The 19884-nt window shown below is 71.8% G+C and carries 18 protein-coding genes and 1 pseudogene; 13 read left to right on the top strand and 6 right to left on the bottom strand.

The features are described from left to right. Positions 1 to 219: 219 nt before the first annotated feature. The 3 genes from OG899_RS00415 (at position 220) to OG899_RS00405 (ending at position 2876) form a co-directional block, all read left to right on the top strand. Positions 220 to 963 (top strand): SDR family oxidoreductase, encoded by a 744-nt coding sequence (locus tag OG899_RS00415; protein WP_125497254.1) that lies wholly within the window; start codon positions 220 to 222, stop codon positions 961 to 963. Between the two features lie 145 nt (positions 964 to 1108). Next, a complete protein-coding gene (locus tag OG899_RS00410) occupies positions 1109 to 2008 on the top strand; it encodes an SDR family oxidoreductase (protein WP_168132146.1) in 900 nt (299 codons plus the stop codon). A 145-nt stretch (positions 2009 to 2153) separates the two neighbouring features. Then, positions 2154 to 2876 (top strand): TetR/AcrR family transcriptional regulator, encoded by a 723-nt coding sequence (locus tag OG899_RS00405; protein WP_125497252.1) that lies wholly within the window; start codon positions 2154 to 2156, stop codon positions 2874 to 2876. Between the two features lie 63 nt (positions 2877 to 2939). Here the strand turns inward: OG899_RS00405 and OG899_RS00400 are convergent, their stop codons facing one another. Next, the gene (locus OG899_RS00400) at positions 2940 to 3518 is read right to left on the bottom strand and encodes a CGNR zinc finger domain-containing protein (RefSeq protein WP_229814427.1); all 579 of its coding nucleotides are present in this window, start codon (positions 3516 to 3518) and stop codon (positions 2940 to 2942) included. 139 nt (positions 3519 to 3657) lie between these two features. On the opposite strand from OG899_RS00400, the gene OG899_RS00395 reads away from it, so the two are divergent. Both OG899_RS00395 and OG899_RS00390 read left to right on the top strand, forming a co-directional pair. Further along, the gene (locus tag OG899_RS00395; protein WP_125497250.1) at positions 3658 to 4119 is read left to right on the top strand and encodes a VOC family protein; all 462 of its coding nucleotides are present in this window, start codon (positions 3658 to 3660) and stop codon (positions 4117 to 4119) included. Positions 4120 to 4173: 54 nt separating this feature from the next. Beyond that, positions 4174 to 5085 (top strand): pyridoxamine 5'-phosphate oxidase family protein, encoded by a 912-nt coding sequence (locus tag OG899_RS00390; protein WP_168132148.1) that lies wholly within the window; start codon positions 4174 to 4176, stop codon positions 5083 to 5085. A gap of 185 nt (positions 5086 to 5270) precedes the next feature. Here the strand turns inward: OG899_RS00390 and OG899_RS00385 are convergent, their stop codons facing one another. After that, positions 5271 to 6497, bottom strand: coding sequence for an SGNH/GDSL hydrolase family protein (locus OG899_RS00385; protein ID WP_125497248.1), 1227 nt, complete (start codon positions 6495 to 6497; stop codon positions 5271 to 5273). Then, positions 6494 to 7163: pseudogene (locus OG899_RS00380) on the bottom strand (glycosyl hydrolase family 95 catalytic domain-containing protein); the annotation flags it as partial. The gene OG899_RS00385 and the pseudogene OG899_RS00380, both read right to left, overlap by 4 nt. Positions 7164 to 7726: 563 nt before the next feature. On the opposite strand from OG899_RS00380, the gene OG899_RS00375 reads away from it, so the two are divergent. Further along, on the top strand, positions 7727 to 8944 hold the full coding sequence (locus tag OG899_RS00375; RefSeq protein ID WP_168132149.1) for an FAD-dependent monooxygenase: 1218 nt from the start codon (positions 7727 to 7729) through the stop codon (positions 8942 to 8944). 148 nt (positions 8945 to 9092) lie between these two features. Here the strand turns inward: OG899_RS00375 and OG899_RS00370 are convergent, their stop codons facing one another. Continuing rightward, the gene (locus OG899_RS00370) at positions 9093 to 10037 is read right to left on the bottom strand and encodes an asparaginase (protein WP_229814302.1); all 945 of its coding nucleotides are present in this window, start codon (positions 10035 to 10037) and stop codon (positions 9093 to 9095) included. A gap of 227 nt (positions 10038 to 10264) precedes the next feature. On the opposite strand from OG899_RS00370, the gene OG899_RS00365 reads away from it, so the two are divergent. The 6 genes from OG899_RS00365 to OG899_RS00340 all read left to right on the top strand — a co-directional run bounded on the left by OG899_RS00365 (position 10265) and on the right by OG899_RS00340 (position 17399). Beyond that, on the top strand, positions 10265 to 10924 hold the full coding sequence (locus OG899_RS00365; RefSeq protein ID WP_125497240.1) for a GntR family transcriptional regulator: 660 nt from the start codon (positions 10265 to 10267) through the stop codon (positions 10922 to 10924). A 145-nt stretch (positions 10925 to 11069) separates the two neighbouring features. Beyond that, positions 11070 to 12560: a Na+/H+ antiporter NhaC gene (gene nhaC / locus OG899_RS00360; RefSeq protein ID WP_229814300.1), complete on the top strand. Its 1491-nt coding sequence runs from the start codon at positions 11070 to 11072 to the stop codon at positions 12558 to 12560. 156 nt (positions 12561 to 12716) lie between these two features. After that, positions 12717 to 13190, top strand: a complete 474-nt coding sequence (locus OG899_RS00355) for a hypothetical protein (protein WP_125497239.1) — start codon at positions 12717 to 12719, stop codon at positions 13188 to 13190. Between the two features lie 794 nt (positions 13191 to 13984). Beyond that, positions 13985 to 14983 (top strand): zinc-dependent alcohol dehydrogenase family protein, encoded by a 999-nt coding sequence (locus tag OG899_RS00350; RefSeq protein ID WP_125497238.1) that lies wholly within the window; start codon positions 13985 to 13987, stop codon positions 14981 to 14983. Between the two features lie 14 nt (positions 14984 to 14997). Then, positions 14998 to 16407 carry a sugar porter family MFS transporter gene (locus OG899_RS00345; RefSeq protein ID WP_125497237.1) on the top strand — a complete coding sequence of 470 codons (1410 nt, stop codon included), beginning with the start codon at positions 14998 to 15000 and terminating at the stop codon, positions 16405 to 16407. After that, positions 16404 to 17399, top strand: coding sequence for a carbohydrate kinase (locus OG899_RS00340; protein WP_229814298.1), 996 nt, complete (start codon positions 16404 to 16406; stop codon positions 17397 to 17399). The genes OG899_RS00345 and OG899_RS00340 overlap by 4 nt, the downstream gene beginning before the upstream one ends. Positions 17400 to 17406: 7 nt before the next feature. Here OG899_RS00340 and OG899_RS00335 read toward each other — a convergent pair whose 3' ends face one another. Next, on the bottom strand, positions 17407 to 17649 hold the full coding sequence (locus OG899_RS00335) for a bacterial transcriptional activator domain-containing protein (RefSeq protein ID WP_229814425.1): 243 nt from the start codon (positions 17647 to 17649) through the stop codon (positions 17407 to 17409). A gap of 216 nt (positions 17650 to 17865) precedes the next feature. Here OG899_RS00335 and OG899_RS00330 point away from each other — a divergent pair, with 216 nt between their 5' ends. Next, complete coding sequence (locus OG899_RS00330; RefSeq protein ID WP_125497235.1) at positions 17866 to 18525, top strand: DUF4232 domain-containing protein; 660 nt, start codon at positions 17866 to 17868, stop codon at positions 18523 to 18525. 145 nt (positions 18526 to 18670) lie between these two features. Here OG899_RS00330 and OG899_RS00325 read toward each other — a convergent pair whose 3' ends face one another. Beyond that, positions 18671 to 19624 (bottom strand): alpha/beta fold hydrolase, encoded by a 954-nt coding sequence (locus OG899_RS00325; protein ID WP_229814294.1) that lies wholly within the window; start codon positions 19622 to 19624, stop codon positions 18671 to 18673. Between the last annotated feature and the right edge of the window lie 260 nt (positions 19625 to 19884).

The raw sequence follows: 19884 nt of genomic DNA, 5'->3' as shown, positions 1-19884 counted from the left end.
AAACCCGCCCTCCTGCCGCGATCACCGTGCTGCCGCTGCTCGGCCGGTTCCGTCTCCGCGCTCCCCGGGCGGAGGCATCGGGGCCAGGAGCAGCGGCAGGAACGACTGCGCGATTCATTGATAACGCGACTGTGTTGTCATCGCTTCGTCGCGGTGTTATCGTCGATTACACAACGGCGGATATCGATGATCTGCCTCGTGCCTTTCAGGAGCTTCCCCATGACTGTCGAGAACACCACCCCCCGTGTCGCCCTGGTCACCGGTGGCAGCGGAGGTATCGGCCGGACCGTCGTCGAGCGGCTGGCCTCCGACGGCCTCGCCGTCGCCGTCCACTACGCAGGGAACAAGGCCGCCGCCGAGGAGCTGGCCGCGAAGATCAACGCGGCCGGAGGCCGGGCCGTCACCGTGGGCGGCGACGTGGCGGACGAGGGAGACATGACCGCGGCCTTCGAGGCGGTCGAGGCCGCCTTCGGCGGAGTCGACGTCGTGGTGCACGCCGCCGGGATCATGATCCTGTCGCCGGTCGCCGAGCTGAACCTCGACGATCTGGACCGCATGCACCGCACCAACATCCGCGGCGCCTTCGTCGTGGCCCAGCAGGCCGCACGCCGGCTGCGCAGCGGCGGCGCGCTCATCAACTTCTCCACCTCGCAGACCCGCCTTTCCAGCCCCGGCTACGCGCCGTACGCCGCGTCCAAGGCCGCCGTCGAAGCGATCAACCTGGTGCTGGCCAGGGAGCTGCGCGGCCGTGACATCACCGTCAACGCGGTCGCACCCGGCCCGGTGGCCACCGCCCTGTTCTTCGAGGGCAAGGACGAGGCGACGATCGAGCGGTTCACCAAGATGACCCCGCTGGAGCGCCTCGGCACCCCGCAGGACGTCGCCGAGGTCGTCTCCCTCCTGGCCGGTCCCGGGCGCTGGATCAACGGTCAGACGCTCTTCGCCAACGGCGGCGCCGCATGACAGGTGCACCGGCGCTGCCATCCGCCGTCCGCCGCTCCGCAACCCCGACGATCCGTCATACGGTCCCTGCCTCACCGGGCGTCCTCCTGCGGGCCGGGTCGCCTCCTCACACCTCGTTCACGTCGCTCACCGCAAGGAGTACGTCATGACCAGCACAGGCACCGTCGTCCTCATCACCGGGGCCTCCAGCGGCTTCGGCGCCCTGACGGCACGCGCCCTCGCGGACGCGGGCCACACGGTCTGGGCCGGCATGCGGCACACCGAGGGCCGCAACGCCCCGCGGGTGCAGCAGGCCCTGGACTACGCGAAGGACCACGGGGTGGACCTGCGCCCCGTCGAACTCGACGTGACCTCCCAGGCCTCCGTCGACGCGGCCGTCTCACGGGTCGAGGGGGAGCACGGACGCATCGACGTCCTGATCCACAACGCCGGCCACATGGTCACCGGCCCCGCCGAGGCCTTCACTCCCGAGCAGCTGGCCGAGCTGTACGACGTCAACGTCCTCAGCACCCAGCGCGTCAACCGGGCCGCGCTGCCGGGGATGCGGCGCCGGGGACGAGGGCTCGTGGTGTGGGTGTCCAGCTCCAGCGTCAAGGGCGGTACCCCGCCGTACCTCGCCCCGTACTTCGCGGCCAAGGCCGGCATGGACTCACTGGCCGTCAGCTACGCCGGTGAGCTGGCCCGCTGGGGCGTGGAGACCTCCATCGTCGTGCCCGGTGCCTTCACCTCCGGCACCAACCACTTCGTCAACTCCGGCCGCCCCGCCGACACCGCGGTGGAGACCGAGTACGAGACCCACTACCCGGGGCTGGTCGAGCAGGTCGCGGAGAAGCTGGCCGAGCTGGAGCCGGAGGACGCCGACGTCTCGATGGTCGCCGAGGAGATCGCCCGGATCGTCGCACTGCCCCACGGCGAGCGTCCCTACCGCGTGCACATCGACCCGTCGAACGACGGCTCGGAAGAGGTGTCCCAGGTCTCCGACCGCGTCCGCCGCACCCTGCTCACCCGGGTGGGGTTGGCCGACCTGCTCACCGTCCGGAAGTGACCCCGCCCGGTACCTGCGTCGCGGCGCTTCCCATCGGCTGAGGGGAGCGGGCCCTTCCGGGCCCGTTCCCCGCGTCGGCGTCCGCCCAGGATGCCGACTTCGCGAACCCGACAGGCCGTTCACCTCGCTTGATAGCGTTGACACCATGGACAACAGGTCGAAGATCATCGAAGCGGCGGCCGAGCTGCTCGAGGCCTCTCCCACCGGTCAGGTGGCCACGCGCAGCGTCGCGGAGAAGGCCGGCGTGCAGCAGCCGGTCATCTACCGCCTCTTCGGTGACAAGGACCGCCTGCTGGCCGCGGTCGTCGACCACGGCTTCGAGCAGTACCTCGGCGCCAAGCGCGCCGCCGAGGAGAGCGCGGACCCTGTGGCCGACCTCCGTCGCGGCTGGGACCAGCACACCCAGTTCGCCCTCGAACACCCCAACCTCTACCACCTGATGACCGCGCCCGGCCCGACCGTGGCGCCCCGGGCCATCGGCGAGATGCGTACGCTGCTGCGCGGCGTCCTGGAACGGGTGGCCCAGGCCGGACGGCTGGCCGTCGAACCCGGCCGGGCCGTCGAGATCGTGATGTCCGCCAACACCGGCGTCGCCCTCGCGCTGCTCGCCCGCCCCGACGAGCAGCGCGACATCGGACTGTCGCGACAGGTGCGAGAGATCGTCCTGGCGGGCGTCCTCACTCCCGGACCCGCCCACCGGACTCCGGCCGAGTCCGTGACCGTCCCTCGGGCCGCCACCACTCTCGCGGCCCTGCTGCGCTCCGACCCGCCGGAGTCCTTCACCGCGGCCGAGCGCGCCCTGCTGGCCGAATGGCTCACCCGGCTCGCCCAGGACACCACCACGTCGCAGGACACCGTCACGTCCTGATCCGACAAGACCCGCCGTGACGGCAAGGGGAATTCGCGTGCCCGCCCGTCGCCGAGGGCGCCCTCAGGCCGGCGACCCGCCGCCGCTGCTCTTGCTGCGGGCGTAGTGACGTGCGGCCTTGGCCCGATTGCCGCACGCGGCCATGGAGCACCAGCGGCGGGTGTTGTTCTTGCTGGTGTCGTGGAAGTGCAGAATGCACTGCGGATGTGCGGCGCATCGCTTGATCCGGCGGGGATCGGCGGCGACGAGCCGGAGATAGTCGCTCGCGGCGAGCCACGCGGGCAGCCAGGCCGCGTCGTCGACCTCCGGGCAGGTCAGTGGTCCTTCCGGCCCGAGGCTCTGACGCAGCACACCATGAGAGAGGACACGGTTGAGGGCGTCGCGCGCCGTGCCGGAACCGTCGTCCACCACGGCGAGAAGCGCGTCGCGGGTCTCCCGCAGAGCGGCGAGCGTCACCTCGTCGGCCGTGGCCCGGTCGGCCAGTCCCGCCGACCGCAGCCAGACGGCCAGCCCGTCGACGGAGTCCAGGAGATCCTTCTCGCCCGCGCCGCCGACCCATCGGGTGTTGAGCAGGTCCAGGCACAGCGGCTCCCCGGTCAGCGGACGAGGGTCCGCGCACACCTGCGGCGACGACGTCGGCACTGCGTCTCCTCCAGCTCTCTCCTGAGTCCAGCGACACCGCCATTCTACCCCCCAATCGTGCTTTTGCCGGTTGACTGTGTGGTGCTCACCGCCTACGGTCGTTTCAGTGGTTAGAAAAGGTACTGCGTGGAGGTGGACCATGACCACAACCGCCGACGGCATCCTGCAGACCGGGCACATCGGGTTGAACGTCACCGACCTGGACCGTTCGGTGCCCTTCTATACACGTGTCTTCGGACTCCGCGTGCAGACCGAGGGGGAGGACCAGGGGCGGCGCTGGGCGTTCCTGGAACGTGACGGGCGGCTCGTGCTGACCTTGTGGCAGCGAAGTCACACGTCCTTCGCCGCCACCTCGGCCGGCCTGCACCACCTGTCCTTCCAGGCGGCCTCCTTGGACGAGGTACGGGCGGCCGAGGCGGTCCTGCGCGATCTCGGCGCCGAGATCCTGCACGGCGGCGTCGTCCCGCACGGCGAGAACACGGCCTCCGGAGGGATCTTCTTCACCGACCCGGACGGCATCCGCCTGGAGATCTACGCACCGGACGGCGCCGACACCGCCGCCGCCCCCTACGGCGCCGCACCCACCTGCGGCTTCTTCTGACACACCCGACACACCTGACGAACCCCGGACACCTGCCGGAGGGAAGGAGCCGCGATGGCGGTCGACGTCTACCACGAGGGCGAGCGCACCGTCCAGCTTCGCGCGGGCCTGCACCGCCAGGGCGAGTCCGTCTCCCGGATCGTGCGCTCGGCGATCCCCGCCGTGGCCCGGGACTTCCTCGCCGGGCAGATGATGCTCGTGCTGGGCGCCGCGGACGCACAGGGCAGGATGTGGGCCTCCCCGGTCTCCGGGAGACCCGGGTTCCTGCGGGCGGAGAGCGACACGGTGCTCGCCGTCTCGGGGCTTCCCGCCCCCGGGGACCCGCTGCGGGCCCGGCTGGGCACACCCGCACCGGTCGGAACGGTCGCCGTCGACTTCGCGACCCGCAGACGGATGCGCCTGAACGGCCGCAGCGTGCCCGACGGCGACGGTGCGCGGATCACCCTCGACCAGGTGTACGCCAACTGCCCGAAACACATGCAGCAGCGGCAGCCGTGCTGGCGACCTGCCACCCCCGCGCCCGAGGAGACCTGGGCGCAGCTGCCGGCCCACCTTCAGTCCCTCGTCGCCGGCGCCGACACCTTCTTCATCGCGACCACGGACCGGGACGGCCATGCCGACGCCTCGCACCGCGGCGGCAACCCCGGCTTCGTCCAGGTGCTGTCACCCACCCGGCTGCGCTGGCCGGACTACACCGGCAACGCCATGTTCAACACCCTGGGGAACCTGGAGGTCGACGCGCGAGCCGGCCTGCTCTTCCTGGACTGGGACACCGGCACCACCGTGCAGCTGACGGGAACGGCACGCACCGACTGGGACCCCGCGGCCGCCGCGATCCTTCCCGGTGCGCAGCGGGTCGTGGAGTTCACCGTCACCTCCGTGGTGGAGATCGCCCACGCCAGTCCGCTGCGCTGGAGCGCACCGCAGCTCTCCCGTTCCAACCCGCCCGTAGCCCTGACCTGTTGAGACGCGTCGCGTCGGGCCGGCCACCGGACACCGGACCCTCTGCCTCCCGGTGCAGGCCCCCCACACGCAGGCCGGACCCCACGGGACCCGCTCCCGCCCGCACGGTGCCCGCCGCACGACACCTGGACACGTCCCACGGCGGGCGGACGCGGACTCAGCCGACGGGGACCCGGACGTCGGGAGACTCAGCCGGCGGCGGTGCGCGGGCCGCCGGCGCAGTCCAGCGCCGTCAGGTCCACCGCGTCCGCCATCGCCTGCATACCCTTGTCCCCGGGGTGCAGATGGTCGCCGCTGTCGAAGGACGGCAGCATGCGCGCCGGGTCGTCGGGGCTGCGCAGCACGCGGTCGAAGTCGACCACCGCGTCGAACTCCCCGCTGTCCCGGATGAAGTCGTTGACCTGCTGCCGTACCTCCTCGGCCGCCTCGTCCCAGTCGGACCAGCCCTTGAACGGCGCCACGGTGGCGCCGACGACACACTTCCCGGCGGCGTGCGCCCGCGCGACGATCTCCCGGTACCCGGCGATCATGTCGGCGGCCGTCACTCCGGTGTGGGCCTTGATGTCGTTGACGCCCTCGAAGAGGAACACCGTCCGCACACCCGGCAGGGACAGCACGTCCCGGTCGAGCCGGTTCAGCGCGCTCTGACCCGCGCCGTCCGCCAGCACCTTGTTGCCGGAGATCCCCTCGTTCGCCACGCCCTTGACGGCGGTACGGGCCTGCTGGAGCCGTCGGGCGAGATGGTCGGGCCAGCGGCGGTTGGCGTCGGCGGTGGACGCCCAGCCGTCCGTGATGGAGTCGCCGAGCGCGGCCACCGCGCCGGTGCGGGCATCGGTGCGCACCACGACGGCGTCCAGGTAGAACCACGAGCTGGTGGTCCGCGTCCAGGAGGCCGCGCTCTCCTCGGCGGTGTGGTCGCCCTGGGCGAGGTAGGACGTCTGCAGGGCCATGGTGTGGCCGGTCGCGGGACCGGCCGCGTCCGGGCTGTGCAGGCTGACCACCAGGTCGGTGGCGGCGGGCAGCCGCCCGGGCAGCGGATCGCTGAACACGGTCCGTCCGGCCGGCACGGTGACGGATGTCCGCCCGCCGAAGGTCAGCCGTCGGTTGCTGCCGGGGCGCAGTTCGGCCCCCGTCTTCCGCACTCCGGCCCAGACGCTGTCGAAGGTCACCGGCCGGTCGCCGAAGGCGTTGGACAGCCGGATCCGCAGGTCGTTTCCGGCGGCGCTGGTGTGCACCACCAGGCGGTACGCCAGATCGGGTGTGCCGTCGCCGAGGCGGTCGGCGCTCGCCGCCCAGGTGACCACCTCGTGCCGGGAAGGCGCCGCGGCCGCCCGGTCGGGGACGGCGACATGCACCGCGGTGGCCGTCAGCGCGGCGGCCAGCAGACCCGCCCATCTCATCGTTCCAGCCCTCATCGCGTGAACTCCTTCAACGTGACGGACGCGCCGGGTTCCAGAACCACCTTGCGGGACAGACCGCCGTACGTCACCGTCGTCGTTCGGCCACCTGTGCTGTGCAGGCGCACCGGTGAGGGTCTGTCGTCCCGCCAACGCAGGTCCACGGCGAAGCCGCCGCGGACGGGAGCGCCCGTGGGCGCGCCGGAGGCGGCCCAGGCGTCGGGCAGGGCGGGCAGCAGCTCGACGTGACCCGGCCGGGCGTACAGCAGCACCTCGATCACCGCCGCCGGGGCGCCGAAGGCGGCGTCGATCCGGAAAGGGCCCCGGACGGGCTCGGTCCGGTAGATGTCGAACAGATCGAAGGCCGTGCCGTTGCTCCCTCCGGTGGAGGGCCGCGGATTGTTCACGACGAGCCGGTGGGCCTTGTCGGCGTTCCTCGGCCGGGCCCAGCACAGGGCGCGCCAGGCGTTCGCCCAGCCGTGGCCGTCCATGCCGCCGGCGGTGAGCAGCGCCGTGGCCCCGTCGCTGATCTCCTGCGGGGGGGGAGCCGTCGGGCCGGATCCGGTCGCCGGGGAAGAGACCCACACGCGGGGAGAGATGACGGTGCGTGGTCGCACCGAGGTCGTCCGGCGACATCCACTCCTCCAGCCGGCCCGTCGTGGGGCTGACCCGGGGCGGATACGGCTTCTCACGCGGGGCCGCGATCCGCTCAGTAGCGGCTGCTGCCGGAAAGATGCACCGCGGCCCGCACACCCGGCTGCGTCGGCCGCGACGCCCCGGGCGTCTGCTACAATCGCCGCCACTGTCATCCAAGCGTCAAGGAGACCGGACATGGTGGTGGACGACGACATCTCCGGGTGATACCCGGACCCGACCGGTCACCGGCCCGCGCCGAGAAGACCGTCAGCGCCCGCAGCCCCACCGCGAGGCACCGGCCGGCGCAGCCGGCTGCCGATCCGGGTGTCCGGTACAGCGCGTCGCACGCCGCACCCGTGCCGACGCCGTACCGCTTCTTCACCGCGTCACCGGACGTCTTCAGCGCGCCGCCTTGCCATGGCACCGGTCGCCCGAACCATGGGACGGGTGGTCATCGAACGGCGTACGGCCTCACCGGCCATGCAGCCACATGCTTCGGCGACGACGGACACGGATCCGGAGCCGAAGCCACTACCACCTTCTTCCTTCTGCCCGGCGTCGTCACGGCGCCGGCCCTGCCCATCACCCCACCGAGACCGAGGAGTCGAGACGTGAACCGTTCTGATCAGCCGTCCGGCAGCCGTGCCGCAGCGGGTCGCAGTGTTCTGGTGTCCGGAGCCGGTATCGCCGGCCTCACCCTGGCGTACTGGCTGAACCGCTGCGGACATGCCGTCACAGTGGTGGAGAAGGCGGCCGGACTCCGCGCCAGCGGGTACCCCATCGATGTGCGCGGCACCGCCCTGGACGTCGTGGACAGGATGGGGATCCTGCCGCAGGTGCGGGAGGCACAGGTCGGCATACGCCGGAACATCTTCCTCGACGCGGACGGCAGCGAGGTCGCCTCGGTCCCCGCGCACACGGTCACCGGCAGCGTCGCGGGGCGGGACGTGGAGATCGCACGCGGGGATCTGACCCGCATCCTGTACGAGGCGGTCCGCGACGATGTGGAGATCGTGTTCCACGACTCCGTCGAGACACTGGAGCAGTCCGGCGACGGAGTCGACGTCACGTTCCGCAGCGGTGCCACCCGCACGTACGACCTGGTGTTTGGGGCGGACGGCGTGCATTCGCGCACCCGGCGGTTCCTGTTCGGCCCCGAGAAGCAGTACCACCGCTACCTCGGCTACTGCTTCGCCGTGTTCGGCATGCGCAACACGCTCGGGCTGTCCGGCGAGAACGTCATATGGAACAGCCCGGGCAGGGCCGCGGTCCTCTGCGCCGTCGAGAACAGCGAGGAGCTGCACGCCTTTTTGGTCTTCGCGCGGCCGGAGCCGCCGACCGACGTCCTGGACGACCGGAAAGCCGGACAGAAGCTGTTCGAGGGTGTCTTCGCCGACGCCGGATGGGAGGTACCCGGCATGCTGGCCGCCCTGCGCGATTCCGACGACGCGTTCTTCGACACCGTCGGCCAGATCCACCTGCCCCGCTGGTCCAGCGGCAGGGTCGCCCTGGTGGGCGACGCCGCCTGCGCACCGTCGTTCCTCACCGGCCAGGGCACCAGCATCGCGCTCGTCGGCGCCTACATGCTCGCGGCGTCCCTGGCCGAGGGGGACCACGTCAAGGGCTTCGCGGCCTACGAGCGCGACACCCGTGACTTCGTGACCCAGAACCAGGCGCTGGTCGGCAAGGGCGATGCCGCCCTCTTCCCGGTCACCCGCCAGGACCTGGAGCGCCGCAACAGCAGACTGCGCTCCCTCAGCAGCCTCCCCTCCGACCAGGGGCGGCCGGCCCATACGGCGCTCACCCTGCCACCCGTCCGCCTCGGCTGAGGCAGCGGCGGCCGGGGCGGCACTGAACGGTACAGCGGCAGGTGGCGTCCCGTGCAGGCCTCGGCCGGCCGGCCCGCCCGGTGCCGGATCGGGCATCCGACACCGGGCACCCTCGGCGGGGAGACGGAGCGGCACCGACGGGCAGGTGTCACCGCAGACGACCCGCGGGGCGCACGGCGCCGACCGGCTTGCCGTGGCCCAGCACCGGAGCCGTGGACATGCTGTCCAGCGTCTCGTCGGCCTTCGTGTCGATGCCCAGCCGCCGCAGCGCGGCCATCATCACGACCGGGCGCGCACGCTGGGAACCATCGGCGATCTTCAGCACGGCGGCCGACCCGTCGGGGAGCGCCACCGCGTACACACCCTCCGCACCGTCCTTGGCCACCGACCCGGGCAGGGCGCGCATGAGCCGGGTCACATCCCGCCCGGTACCGCCCACGTACTCGGGGTGGCTGTTCATCGCGCGGGCGACCCGGTGCTCCAGCGAACCGGCCTCACCGGTCGCGAGCGTGGCGAACGCCTTCGCCAGACCACGGCAGGAGACGGCGAACAGCGGCGCACCGCAGCCGTCCACACCGGTCGAGGCGACCTTCTCGCCGGCCAGATCCTCCAGCGTCGCCCGCAGCGAGCGCTGCAGCGGGTGCTCCGGATCCAGATACGTCTCGGTGTCCCAGCCGTTGACGACGCAGGTGGCGAGCATCGCGGCATGCTTGCCCGAGCAGTTCATCGTCAGCGGGGTCGGAACACCGCCGTCGGCGAGGTAGGAGCGCAGCGCGTCCTCACCGATGGGCAGGGCGGCCGTGCAGCGGAGCGCCTCCGTGGTGAGTCCGGCACCCTCGAGGATGCGGCGCACACCGTCGAGGTGGAAGCTCTCGCCGGAGTGGCTCGCGCACGCCAGTGCGAGCAGCTCGCCGTCCAGATCGAGTCCGGCTCGCAGCATGCCGAGTGCCTGTATCGGCTTGTTGGACGACCGCGGATACATCGGGCGGTCCACGTCGCCGATGCTGAGCACGGTCTCGCCGCCCGGGCGGGCCGCGTACACCGTTCCGTGGTGCAGGGACTCCAGGAAATCTCCGCGCCAGACCTCTGCCACGACCTCGTGCACAGTGTGCTCCCATCTCTTCGGCCGGATCCCGGCCGGGCGGCTCGAACTGTCAACAGTTATCACTTCGCCCGGCCTGGCGTCGACAGCCGGCAAGGTATTGACAGATCCGGGATCCGCCCTGTCGACTGTCATCTGTCGACACTTCGTGCGGTCGTCGACACCGGACATCAGCTCGCCGGCCTGAGGCGGTCGGCTCGACAGGACGGGAGGCACCCTTGCCCGACACGCTCCCGCGCGGCCTTGCCGTCCCGATCGCCGAAACCCTCCGCGAACGCATCCTCAGCGGCCAGATCGCCCCCGGCACCCGCATCAACGAGGTCGCGATCGCCCGTGAGCTGGACATCAGCAGGGGACCCCTGCGCGAGGCGATCCGGTATCTCGTCAGCGAGGGCCTCCTGGTGCACCGCCCCAACAAGGGCGCCGTCGTGTTCGAGGCCGATCAGGACGAGGTCACGGCGCTCTTCGAGCTGCGTTCCGCCCTGGAGACCGCGGCCGCACGCCTGGCCGCCGAACGGCGCACCCGCAAGGACATCACCGCACTGCGCCGCGCCTGCGAACGGGCGAGGACAACCCTCGCCACGGGCCGCAAGCAGGTCCACCGCAGCGATCTCGACTTCCACGGCGCCCTGCTCGAGGCCGCACGCAGCCCCCGCATCGCCGAACAGGTACGGCGGGTGCAGCAACAGATCATCGTGGTGCGCAGTCGGCACCAGGTGTCCCCCGCGTACACCGCTGCCTCGGGTGCCGACCACGAGGAGCTGGCCGATGCCGTCGCCGACGGCAAGGCCGACCACGCCGCAGAACTGATGGAGCGTCACCTCCAGCGCGTCCTTCGGCAGATGATCACCACCATGGCCGGTACCGCCGACGCCTGACCCGTCCCGGCCGGCGCCTTGTGTGTCGCGGTGCCGCACGTCCGGCGCCGCCGTTCCCCCCTCCCTCGTCCGTTCAGCGCGCCCCCCTTCCCCGCGCTGTCGTCCCCCGTAGGCCCGTGTGCCCGGCCCCGAGGAGTACCCCCTCATGTCCGCAACACCCGCCATGGGCGCCGCCGAGGCGCCGCCACACCGTCCACGCCGCACGCCGACGCTCTTCCAGGCGGCCCTGCCAGTGGTGATCATGCTGGGGCTCGTCATACCCGGCTCGATCTGGCTCCGGCTCAACCCGGTCGTCCTGCTGATCGCCGCCGGTACGTGTGCCGGGATCATCGCCCGCTGGCTGGGTGTGACCTGGGACGAGATGCTCCGGGCCATCCGGGAGAAGATCGACTCGGCGATGCCGGCGCTGCTCATCCTCGTCGCCATCGGCATGCTGATCGGCACCTGGACGCTGTGCGGCACCATCCCGATGATCGTGGACTTCGGCCTGCGGGTCATCCAGCCGTCCTGGATCATCCTGGTGGCGTTCCTGATCACCATGGTGGTCTCCACCATGACCGGCACCTCGTGGGGCTCGGTCGGTACCGTCGGTGTCGCGCTCATGGGCGTCGCCGGAGGACTCGGGGCCTCACTGCCGATGACCGCGGGAGCGGTCGTCAGCGGCGCCTACTTCGGCGACAAGATGTCCCCGCTGTCCGACACCACCAACCTCGCGCCGGCGGTGGCGGGATCGACACTCTTCGAGCACATCCGCCACCTCCTCTACACGACGGTCCCGGCAGCCGTCGTCTCGGCGGCCGTGTATCTCGTCCTCGGTCTGGCCCAGGACACCGACGCGCACGCCGCCGCTCGCTCGGACGCCCTGAGGACCGTGCTCGACCACGCCTTCGACTTCAACGTCCTGCTCCTGCTGCCACCCGTGGTCGTGCTGGCGGGCGCGATCATGAAGAAGCCCCCGGTGCCGACGATCGTGCTCTCCTCGGTGGTCGCGGCCGTCCTCGGCATGGTCTTCCAGGGCTTCACGATCCACGACGTCAGCGACGCCGCCGCGACCGGCTTCGACGTGACGATGCTGGCCGGGCACGGTGTCGACCCCGCGCAGCTGCCCGAGGCGGCCCAGGTGCTGCTCAACCGCGGCGGCATGACCTCCATGGCGCAGACCATCCTCATCGGTCTGGTCGGTTTCGCGCTCGCGGGCATCCTCACCGAGGCCGGCTGCATGGACGTGCTGATGCACCACCTGCTGCGCCGGGTGCGCCGCACCGGAGGGATCATCCTGGCCACCTCGATCTCCTCGCTGGGCACCGCGCTGGCCATGGGCGTGTCCTACCTGGCGATCCTGATCCCCGGCCAGGCGTTCAAGGAGGTCTATCGGGAGCGCGGCCTCGCCGCCAAGAACCTCTCGCGGACCCTGGAGGACTCCGGCACGGTCTTCGTGCCGCTGGTGCCGTGGACCGAGGCAGGCATGTATATGTCGACGACGCTCGGGGTGGCGACGCTGGCCTACGCCCCGTACGCGTTCCTCAACTACCTCGGCGCGGTGTTCGCGATCATCTGCGGCTTCACCGGGTTCGGCATCGCCCGGATCAAGAAGTCGTCCGCCACGGCCCAACAGCCGTCGCCGGCCTCCGCCTGACCGGCGCGACGTCCGCAACGGCACCACGGCCGCCGGGCACCTCGGCCCCGGCGGCCGTGGCCGTCACCGACGTCGGAACGGAAGCGGGCAGCTCACCGTCCGTCACCTGTTAGGTTACCGGCGTAACACGACGCAGCTACAGGAACGGGTGGTGTTGTGCGCACAGCGCGATGGACGGCGGTCGCGACGCTCGCCGCGGTGATGCTGGCCGCCGGGTGCGGCAGCGAGAAGGCGGACGACAAGGCCGCGGACGGCTCGAAAGGCTCCGCGACACAGGTGGCCGACAAGCCGGCCCGCACGGCTCCGGCTCAGGGCACGCTCGTCGAGCGAGCCGCCGGCACCTGGAAGAGCACCGCCTCTCCCAGCGACACCTCGCTGGACACGCTCGTCGTCCAGGACGGCACGGTGACCGCCGAGGGCACGAAGCTGTCGTGCACCGGCACCCTGAAGCCGGAGACGAAGGACGGCAAGGAGACCGCGACCATCACCTACACCTGCGAGGGCGGCCAGGACGGCAACCGCGGCCTGGGGCACGTGAAGCTGAACGACGACGCATCGAAGCTCGCCATCGAGTTCGACGGACCCTCCGGCGGCTGGGGCGGCCCGGTCGACAGCTACCGCCGCGCCTGAATCCGCCGTGCTCGACACGGCCGCACACGTATGAGTACGGCGGGACACGTGTGAGTACGGCGGGACACGTGTGAGTACTGCGGGACACGTACGAGTGCTGCGGGACACGTACGAGTGCTGCGGGCGCGCGCATCCGCAGCCGACGGGCGGTGCGCCCGCAGGACGACAGAACCTCGTCCGTGTCTTCGTGTCGTCGCGCAGCGGCACCCGCCCGCGATCGCTCCTTCCGGGTGGCGCGTCCCGGCACCCGCCCCTGACCCGACACGATGCCGAGGCGCGCCATCGTCGTCTCCCCAACCCCTGTCGTCCCCCGTGGGGACGACCCCGGACCGCCCGGCAGCCCGGCATCCACCGCTCCCGGCTGCTCGCCGCGCCACCGGCACACCCGGCAGCGGCACCGGCGGACCATGCCACCCCTCCGGCGACAACCTGTCCGGTGTTGCGGACCTCACAGCACACGCCCGAACGGGCACGGACCAAACGGGCACGAAGGAGGCCCGCTCGGGCCCGGATGCGGGCACCCCTGCGCCCGGAACAGGGCAACACAAGCCTCTGACCTGCGTAAATGTCAGTCCCTCGGCTCACGCAAACGGTCATGATCAAGGTCTTGCTCAGGCTGGCCAGCAGGTGAACGGGCGTGTTCAATCGAGTGACAAGCCCGAACGGGCATCGGTCTCGGCCGGAGGGGAGACGAGCCGAGGGACGCGTGAGTCCTCACGCTTGTGCGCACGCTGCTCGTGCGCGTCCCTGTCTCCCGCTCCTGCCCAAACCCACAAGGAAGTGAGTAACACCCGATGCGCGCAGTCGTTGTCACGGCGCCCGGCAGTGCGGTCCTGACCGACCTCCCCGACCCGCAAGCGGGACCCGGCGAGGTGGTCGTCAGGGTGACCTCGTGCGGCCTGTGCGGTACCGACATGCACATCCTCGCCGGCGAACTGCCGTCGGCACGGTATCCCGGTGTGCCGGGCCACGAGCTGGCCGGCGAGATCGTCGCCGTGGGGGAGGGGGTCACCGGACTCGAGGCCGGCACCCGGGTGGCCGTCGACCCGAACATGCCGTGCGGCACGTGCGACTACTGCCGGATCGGCCGCGGCAACCTCTGCGACGACTACAGCGCGATCGGGGTCACCCAGGACGGCGGCTTCGCCGAACTGGTCGCGGTGCCCGCACGCTGTTGCTACGTGCTGCCCGACTCGCTGTCCCCGGCGGCCGCCGCCCTGGTGGAGCCCCTGTCCTGCGCGGTGCACGGCCTGAACAGGCTGCCGCGCCGCCCCGGCTCGCACTACCTGATCTACGGCGCCGGCACGATGGGCCTGATGATGGCCGCCGTCGTGCGCCAGGCGGGCGCCGCGTCCGTCTCCATGGTCGACCCGAACGAGGACCGGCTCGCCTTCGCCGCGTCCTTCGGCGCCGACGCGGTCGCGCCCCGGGCCGAGGAGCTCGGCCGGCCGCAGGGCTTCGAGGTCGTCATCGACGCCACCGGTGTGATCGCCGCCATCGAGGACGGCCTGGGCCGCGTCCGCAAGGGCGGAACGTTCCTGCAGTTCGGGGTCACCGACGCCGCCGCCACCGCGACGTTCTCCCCGTTCCGCGTCTACAACCGCGAGATCGACATCATCGGCTCCATGGCGGTGCACAACAGCTTCCAGCCCGCCATCGATCTGCTCTCCTCCGGCCTCGACCTCGACCCGCTGGTCAGCGACGTCTTCCCGCTCGACGCGTTCGACGACGCCGTGGCCGCCTTCCGGGCCGGCAAGGGCCGCAAGATCCAGATCGCGCCGGCCCGGTCCTGAGGGGAGGAAGCACGGTGAACACCCGCCTGAAGAACGCCATGATCTGGGTGTTCGGCGCCCTCGGCGGCATCCTCTGGGGCTACGACACCGGCGTGATCTCCGGTGCCATGCTCTTCATCCGCAAGGACATCGAACTCACCCCCCTCCTCGAAGGCATGGTGGTCAGCGGACTGCTGGTCGGTGCCATGCTCGGCGCCGGCCTGTCCGGCAAGCTCTCCGACGCCTGGGGCCGCCGCAAGCTGATCCTCGCGGCGTCCGGCACGTTCATCCTCGGCACCCTCGCCGCGGCCCTGGCCACCCAGGCATGGATGCTGATCGTCTTCCGCTTCGTCCTGGGTGTCGGCGTCGGCATCGCCTCGGTCGTCGTACCGCTGTACCTCACCGAGCTGGCGCCCAAGCGCATCCGCGGCGGGCTGGCCTCCCTGATGCAGCTGCTGGTCACCGTCGGCATCTTCCTCGCCTACGTCGCCGACTACCTGCTGCACGACTCCGGCGCCTGGCGCTGGATGATCGGCCTCGGCGTGATTCCCGCCGCGGTCCTCGCGATCGGCATCACCGTCCAGCCGGAGAGCCCCCGCTGGCTCGTCGGCAAGGGACGCAGCGACGAGGCACGCCGCGTGCTGACCAACCTGCGGGGCGACGCGTCGGCCGCCGACGCCGAACTCGCGGAGATCGAGGAGACCGTGCGCGGCGAACGCGCCCTCAACGAGTCCCTCACCCTGTCCCACCTGCTGTCGCCCGGACTGCGCCGCGTCTTCCTGGTGGGGATGCTGCTGGTCTTCTTCCAGAACTTCGTCGGCATCAACACGATCATCTACTACGCCCCCACCCTCCTGTCCGACATCGGCTTCGGCGACAGCGGCGCCATCATGGCGACCATGGGGGTCGGCGCGCTGAACATGCTGATGACGCTGCCCGCCATGCGGCTCATCGACCGCTCCGGACGCAAGCCGCTGCTGCTGTGGGGCGCGCTCGGCATGTGCGCCGCCATGGTGCTGCTCGCCGTCACCAACCTCGCGGGCCTCGGCTACGGCGCCTTGCTGTCCACCCTCACCCTGCTCGGCATCGGCCTGTACATCGCCTCGTTCGCGGTCTCCTGGGGCCCCGTGCAGTGGGTGATGCTGCCCGAGCTGTTCCCGCTGCGCATCCGGGCCGCCGCGGTCAGCCTGTGCGTGGTGTTCAACTGGTTGTTCAACATGATCGTGGCGCTCCTGTTCCCGTCGCTGCTGCAGGCCGTCGGCGCGGGCCTGAACTTCCTGTTCTTCGCGGTGACGACGGCGCTCGCCTTCCTCTTCGTCCGGTCGCTGCTGCCGGAGACCAAGGGCCGCAGCCTGGAGGAGATCGAGCAGTCCCTGCTGCGGGGCGGCACGTCCCCGGCGGCCGTCGAGGACAGCGAACCGGCCTCGGTGGGAGCCGCCAGGTGAACGCCCCCGGCACCGTGCCGTCCCGGCGGATCGTCGTCGTGGGGGAGGCGCTGGTCGACCTCGTCGCCGGCGCCGACCGGCGGATCCACGTCGCCCACCCCGGCGGCAGTCCTCTGAACGTGGCGTACGGGCTGGCCCGGCTGGGCCGGCCCACCTCGCTGCTCACCCGCATCGGGGACGACACGTTCGGCGCGCTGGTCCGCGACCACCTTCACCGGGCCGGTGTCGACCTCCTCGCTCCGCCGGAGCCCGGCCTCGCCACCAGCCTGGCCACGGTCACGCTCGACGCCGAGGGCGCTGCCAGGTACGACTTCCGCATCGACTGGGACCTGCCCGCCCACGGCCCGCTTCCCCGTGACACGGCGGCCGTGCACACCGGCTCGATCGCGGCGGCGCTGGAACCGGGCGCCTCCGAGGTCCGCGCGCTGCTCGTAACGGAGCGGGACCGCGGCCGGGCGACCATCTCCTTCGACCCGAACTGCCGGCCCGCCCTGATGGGCGATCCCCGCACCGCCCGTGCGCGGACCGAACAGCTCGTCGCCCTGTCGGACGTCGTCAAGGCGAGCGACGAGGACCTGCGCGCGCTCTACGGCGAGCGCCCCGTCGAGGACGTCGCGGCCGCATGGCTGGACCTCGGCGCCTCGCTCGTCGTCGTCACCCGCGGCGCCCACGGCTCGTACGCCGCCGGACGGGCCGCCACGGTCACCCGACCCGCGGCGCCCGCCGACGTGGTCGACACCGTCGGCGCCGGCGACTCCTTCATGTCGGCCCTGCTGGACTCCCTGGCCCGGGAACAGTGCCTCGGCGGCGACCGGCGGCCCGCCCTGGCCGCACTGTCCGCCGACGCGCTCACCCGCATCGTGGACCGCGCCGCCCGGGCGGCCGCGGTGACGGTCGGCCGGACCGGAGCGATGCCGCCCGACCTGGCGGAACTGGACGCCACGGCCCCGGCGGGCCAGGGCACGCAGCCGGACCCGCTGCCCGCCCGGTAGCCGGGCGTCACACTCCGCCGACGGCCCGATGCCCCGGACAGGGGGCGAGCAGACGGCGGAACTCCGGGGACGCGAGCAGACGGCGGAACCCCGGGGACGGGGACAGCCCGAGCTCCCGGTGGAGCCGACGCCGGTAGGCGCTGAAATGCCGCAACGCCTGCGCGGTGTCGCCCTCCGCGAGGTGGATCGCGGCGATCTCCCGGTGGGCGCTCTCCCGCAGCGGCTCCGCCGTCCAGCGTGCGCGAGGCACGCGCCGCACGCTCCGACGCAGCGTTTCGCACCCCGGTATCGTCCCGGACGGCCTTGTTACGGAATCCGGACACAACCGAGCGAACCGACGCCCGCACCGGCGGCATCTCCACGGGTGCAAGAGTCACACAGAGGTGCACCGCACCACAGCCGAGGCCGGCCGTCCCGTCGACGAGGGGGATCCGCCGCGCCCGGATCGACCAGGGGGAACGTATTCATGACCACCCATCACGTCCGTCGCACCGTCCGCGCCGCGGCTCTGGCCGCCGTCACCGCCGCTCTGGCGCTGGGTCTGACCGCCTGCGGCGGCTTTGACAACACCGCAGCTGCGGCGGGCGGCGACCACGACAGCGGCGGCGCCCACAGCCGGTCCGCCTCCGGCACGAACGCCCGACCGGCGAACGTCCCGGGCGGGAAGGACGAGGTCGAAGCGGTCGCCTCCACGACCGGCGTGCAGCCGTGCCGGGGGGACGAGCTGCTGGTCACCGCCGTCCACCGGTTCGCCGGACAGCAGGGCGACCACCTGCTGCTCACCGCGGTGAACCAGGGAACCGATCCGTGCTGGGTCACCTCGTACCCGGCCGTGGTCCTCGACTGGAACGTCGACAACGTCCCCCTGCCGCACGCGAAGAAGGACGCCCCGGGCGGCGACACACACATGCCGCTCCAGCCGGGAGACACCGTCTACAGCGCGGTGAACCTCTACAACTACGGCAATGCGAGCCACTCGGCGCGGGCGCTCGCCTTCGCGCTGCGCGGCACGGACGGCCGCGTCGGCCCCTACTACTCCGTCGTCGTCAAGGGCGACCAGCAGGAGTTCAGCTGGGACCACGCCGACGTGCTGAACTGGAGCACGCGCAAGCCGTACGACTTCTGACGGGACGTCCACCCACCGGGCCCGGCCTCGGGACGCGTCAGCGGTTCGCCGACGCGTCCCGAGGCCGGCTGCTGTCCGGCAACGTCCCGGGGCGGTCACACGGGCACGCAGTCGGTCAGCGGCACCCTGCCGTACGGCTCCCCGGTCAGCGCCCGAAGGGCCTGGCCCGTCGGCCGAGGACGGCGAGCACCGTCGCACCGGAGGCGAGCAGACCGGCTGCCAGCGCACCGAGCGCGACGGTCCGCGCCTTCGGGAGCCCGGTTCCGCTGCTCGCCAGCTCCGGCACCGATCCGCCGCCCCGGACCGTGTCCGCCGCCTCGAGGACGAGGTCGGCCACGGCGTCGGGCCGGGCGATGAGGGCCGTGTGGCAGGAGTCGATCTCCTCGGTGCGGGAGTGGGCCCGGCGGGCCTGGAAGCGTTCCTGTTCGGGACTGATGGTCCTGTCCTGCCGTCCCACCAGGGCCCAGGACGGGATCTCCTTCCACGCCGCGACCTTGGCCGTCTCGCCGAGCGCCGCCGTGGCGGCCGGGCGCTGGGTGACGCCCAGCAGGTCCGCCTGCTCCTTTGACAGGCAGTTGGCGAACACCGGGTGCACCTTGTCCCGCTTGAGGTAGACGTCGGTGCCGCTGCCGGTGGTGGTCCGGTAGGGCACGGAGGTCGTGGCGGTGCCCAGGTCGCTGGGGAAGCGGGCGGACAGCGACATGGCGCTCTCCCCGACGTCGGGCATCAGCGCGGTGATGTACACCAAGGCCTTCACCTGCTCGTTCCCGGCCGCCGCGGTGCTGATCACCGCACCGCCGTAGGAATGCCCGACCAGCACGATCGGGCCCTCGACCGTCTTCAGGACGGAGGCGATGTACGCGGCGTCGCTGTACAGGCCGCGCAGCGGATTGGCCGGCGCCATCACCCTGTAGCCACGGCTCTCCAACCGCTCGATCACACCGTTCCAGCTGGAGCCGTCGGCGAAGGCCCCGTGCACCAGCACGACGGTCGGGGCACCGGAAGCGGCGGCACCGGGGGCGCTGTCCGCTGCCACCGGCGCCGTGGTCAGGGCGCACAGGGCGGCCGCCGCGCTCCCCGCCGCCGCTGCACGCCGCACGCTGCCGCGCATCCGTCGGGCATGTATCGCAGGTTCCGTCATGTCGGCCTCGCTCCGGGTAGGGTCCACGGAACCCCCAGCGTTCACGCGACCGGGCCCCTGCGGCCCGCCGGTGACGCCCGGTCGGGTGAATCCGCTACGGCGTCGGAGTGGCAGTCGGCATACCGGTGAGCGAGTGTCCGATCGGAGCGCGACACCGGCCGCGATCCTCGGTGGTCGGCGCCGACCGGCCAGTGCGCCTGTGCTCACCCCGGAGCGGT

It is taken from the genome of Streptomyces thermoviolaceus, from assembly GCF_045209695.1.
Classification (GTDB): Bacteria; Actinomycetota; Actinomycetes; order Streptomycetales; family Streptomycetaceae; genus Streptomyces; species Streptomyces thermoviolaceus.
The sequence above is the reverse complement of the archived record's forward strand: the minus strand, read 5'-3'. Positions and strand labels throughout refer to the sequence as shown.

Bases quoted from the DNA above. Each gene is read 5' to 3' on its own strand.
- OG899_RS00415 (WP_125497254.1), top strand. From the start codon at position 220: ATGACTGTCGAGAACACCACCCCCCGTGTCGCCCTGGTCACCGGTGGC.
- OG899_RS00410 (WP_168132146.1), top strand. From the start codon at position 1,109: ATGACCAGCACAGGCACCGTCGTCCTCATCACCGGGGCCTCCAGCGGC.
- OG899_RS00405 (WP_125497252.1), top strand. From the start codon at position 2,154: ATGGACAACAGGTCGAAGATCATCGAAGCGGCGGCCGAGCTGCTCGAG.
- OG899_RS00395 (WP_125497250.1), top strand. From the start codon at position 3,658: ATGACCACAACCGCCGACGGCATCCTGCAGACCGGGCACATCGGGTTG.
- OG899_RS00390 (WP_168132148.1), top strand. From the start codon at position 4,174: ATGGCGGTCGACGTCTACCACGAGGGCGAGCGCACCGTCCAGCTTCGC.
- OG899_RS00385 (WP_125497248.1), bottom strand. From the start codon at position 6,497: ATGAGGGCTGGAACGATGAGATGGGCGGGTCTGCTGGCCGCCGCGCTG.
- nhaC (WP_229814300.1), top strand. From the start codon at position 11,070: ATGTCCGCAACACCCGCCATGGGCGCCGCCGAGGCGCCGCCACACCGT.
- OG899_RS00350 (WP_125497238.1), top strand. From the start codon at position 13,985: ATGCGCGCAGTCGTTGTCACGGCGCCCGGCAGTGCGGTCCTGACCGAC.
- OG899_RS00330 (WP_125497235.1), top strand. From the start codon at position 17,866: ATGACCACCCATCACGTCCGTCGCACCGTCCGCGCCGCGGCTCTGGCC.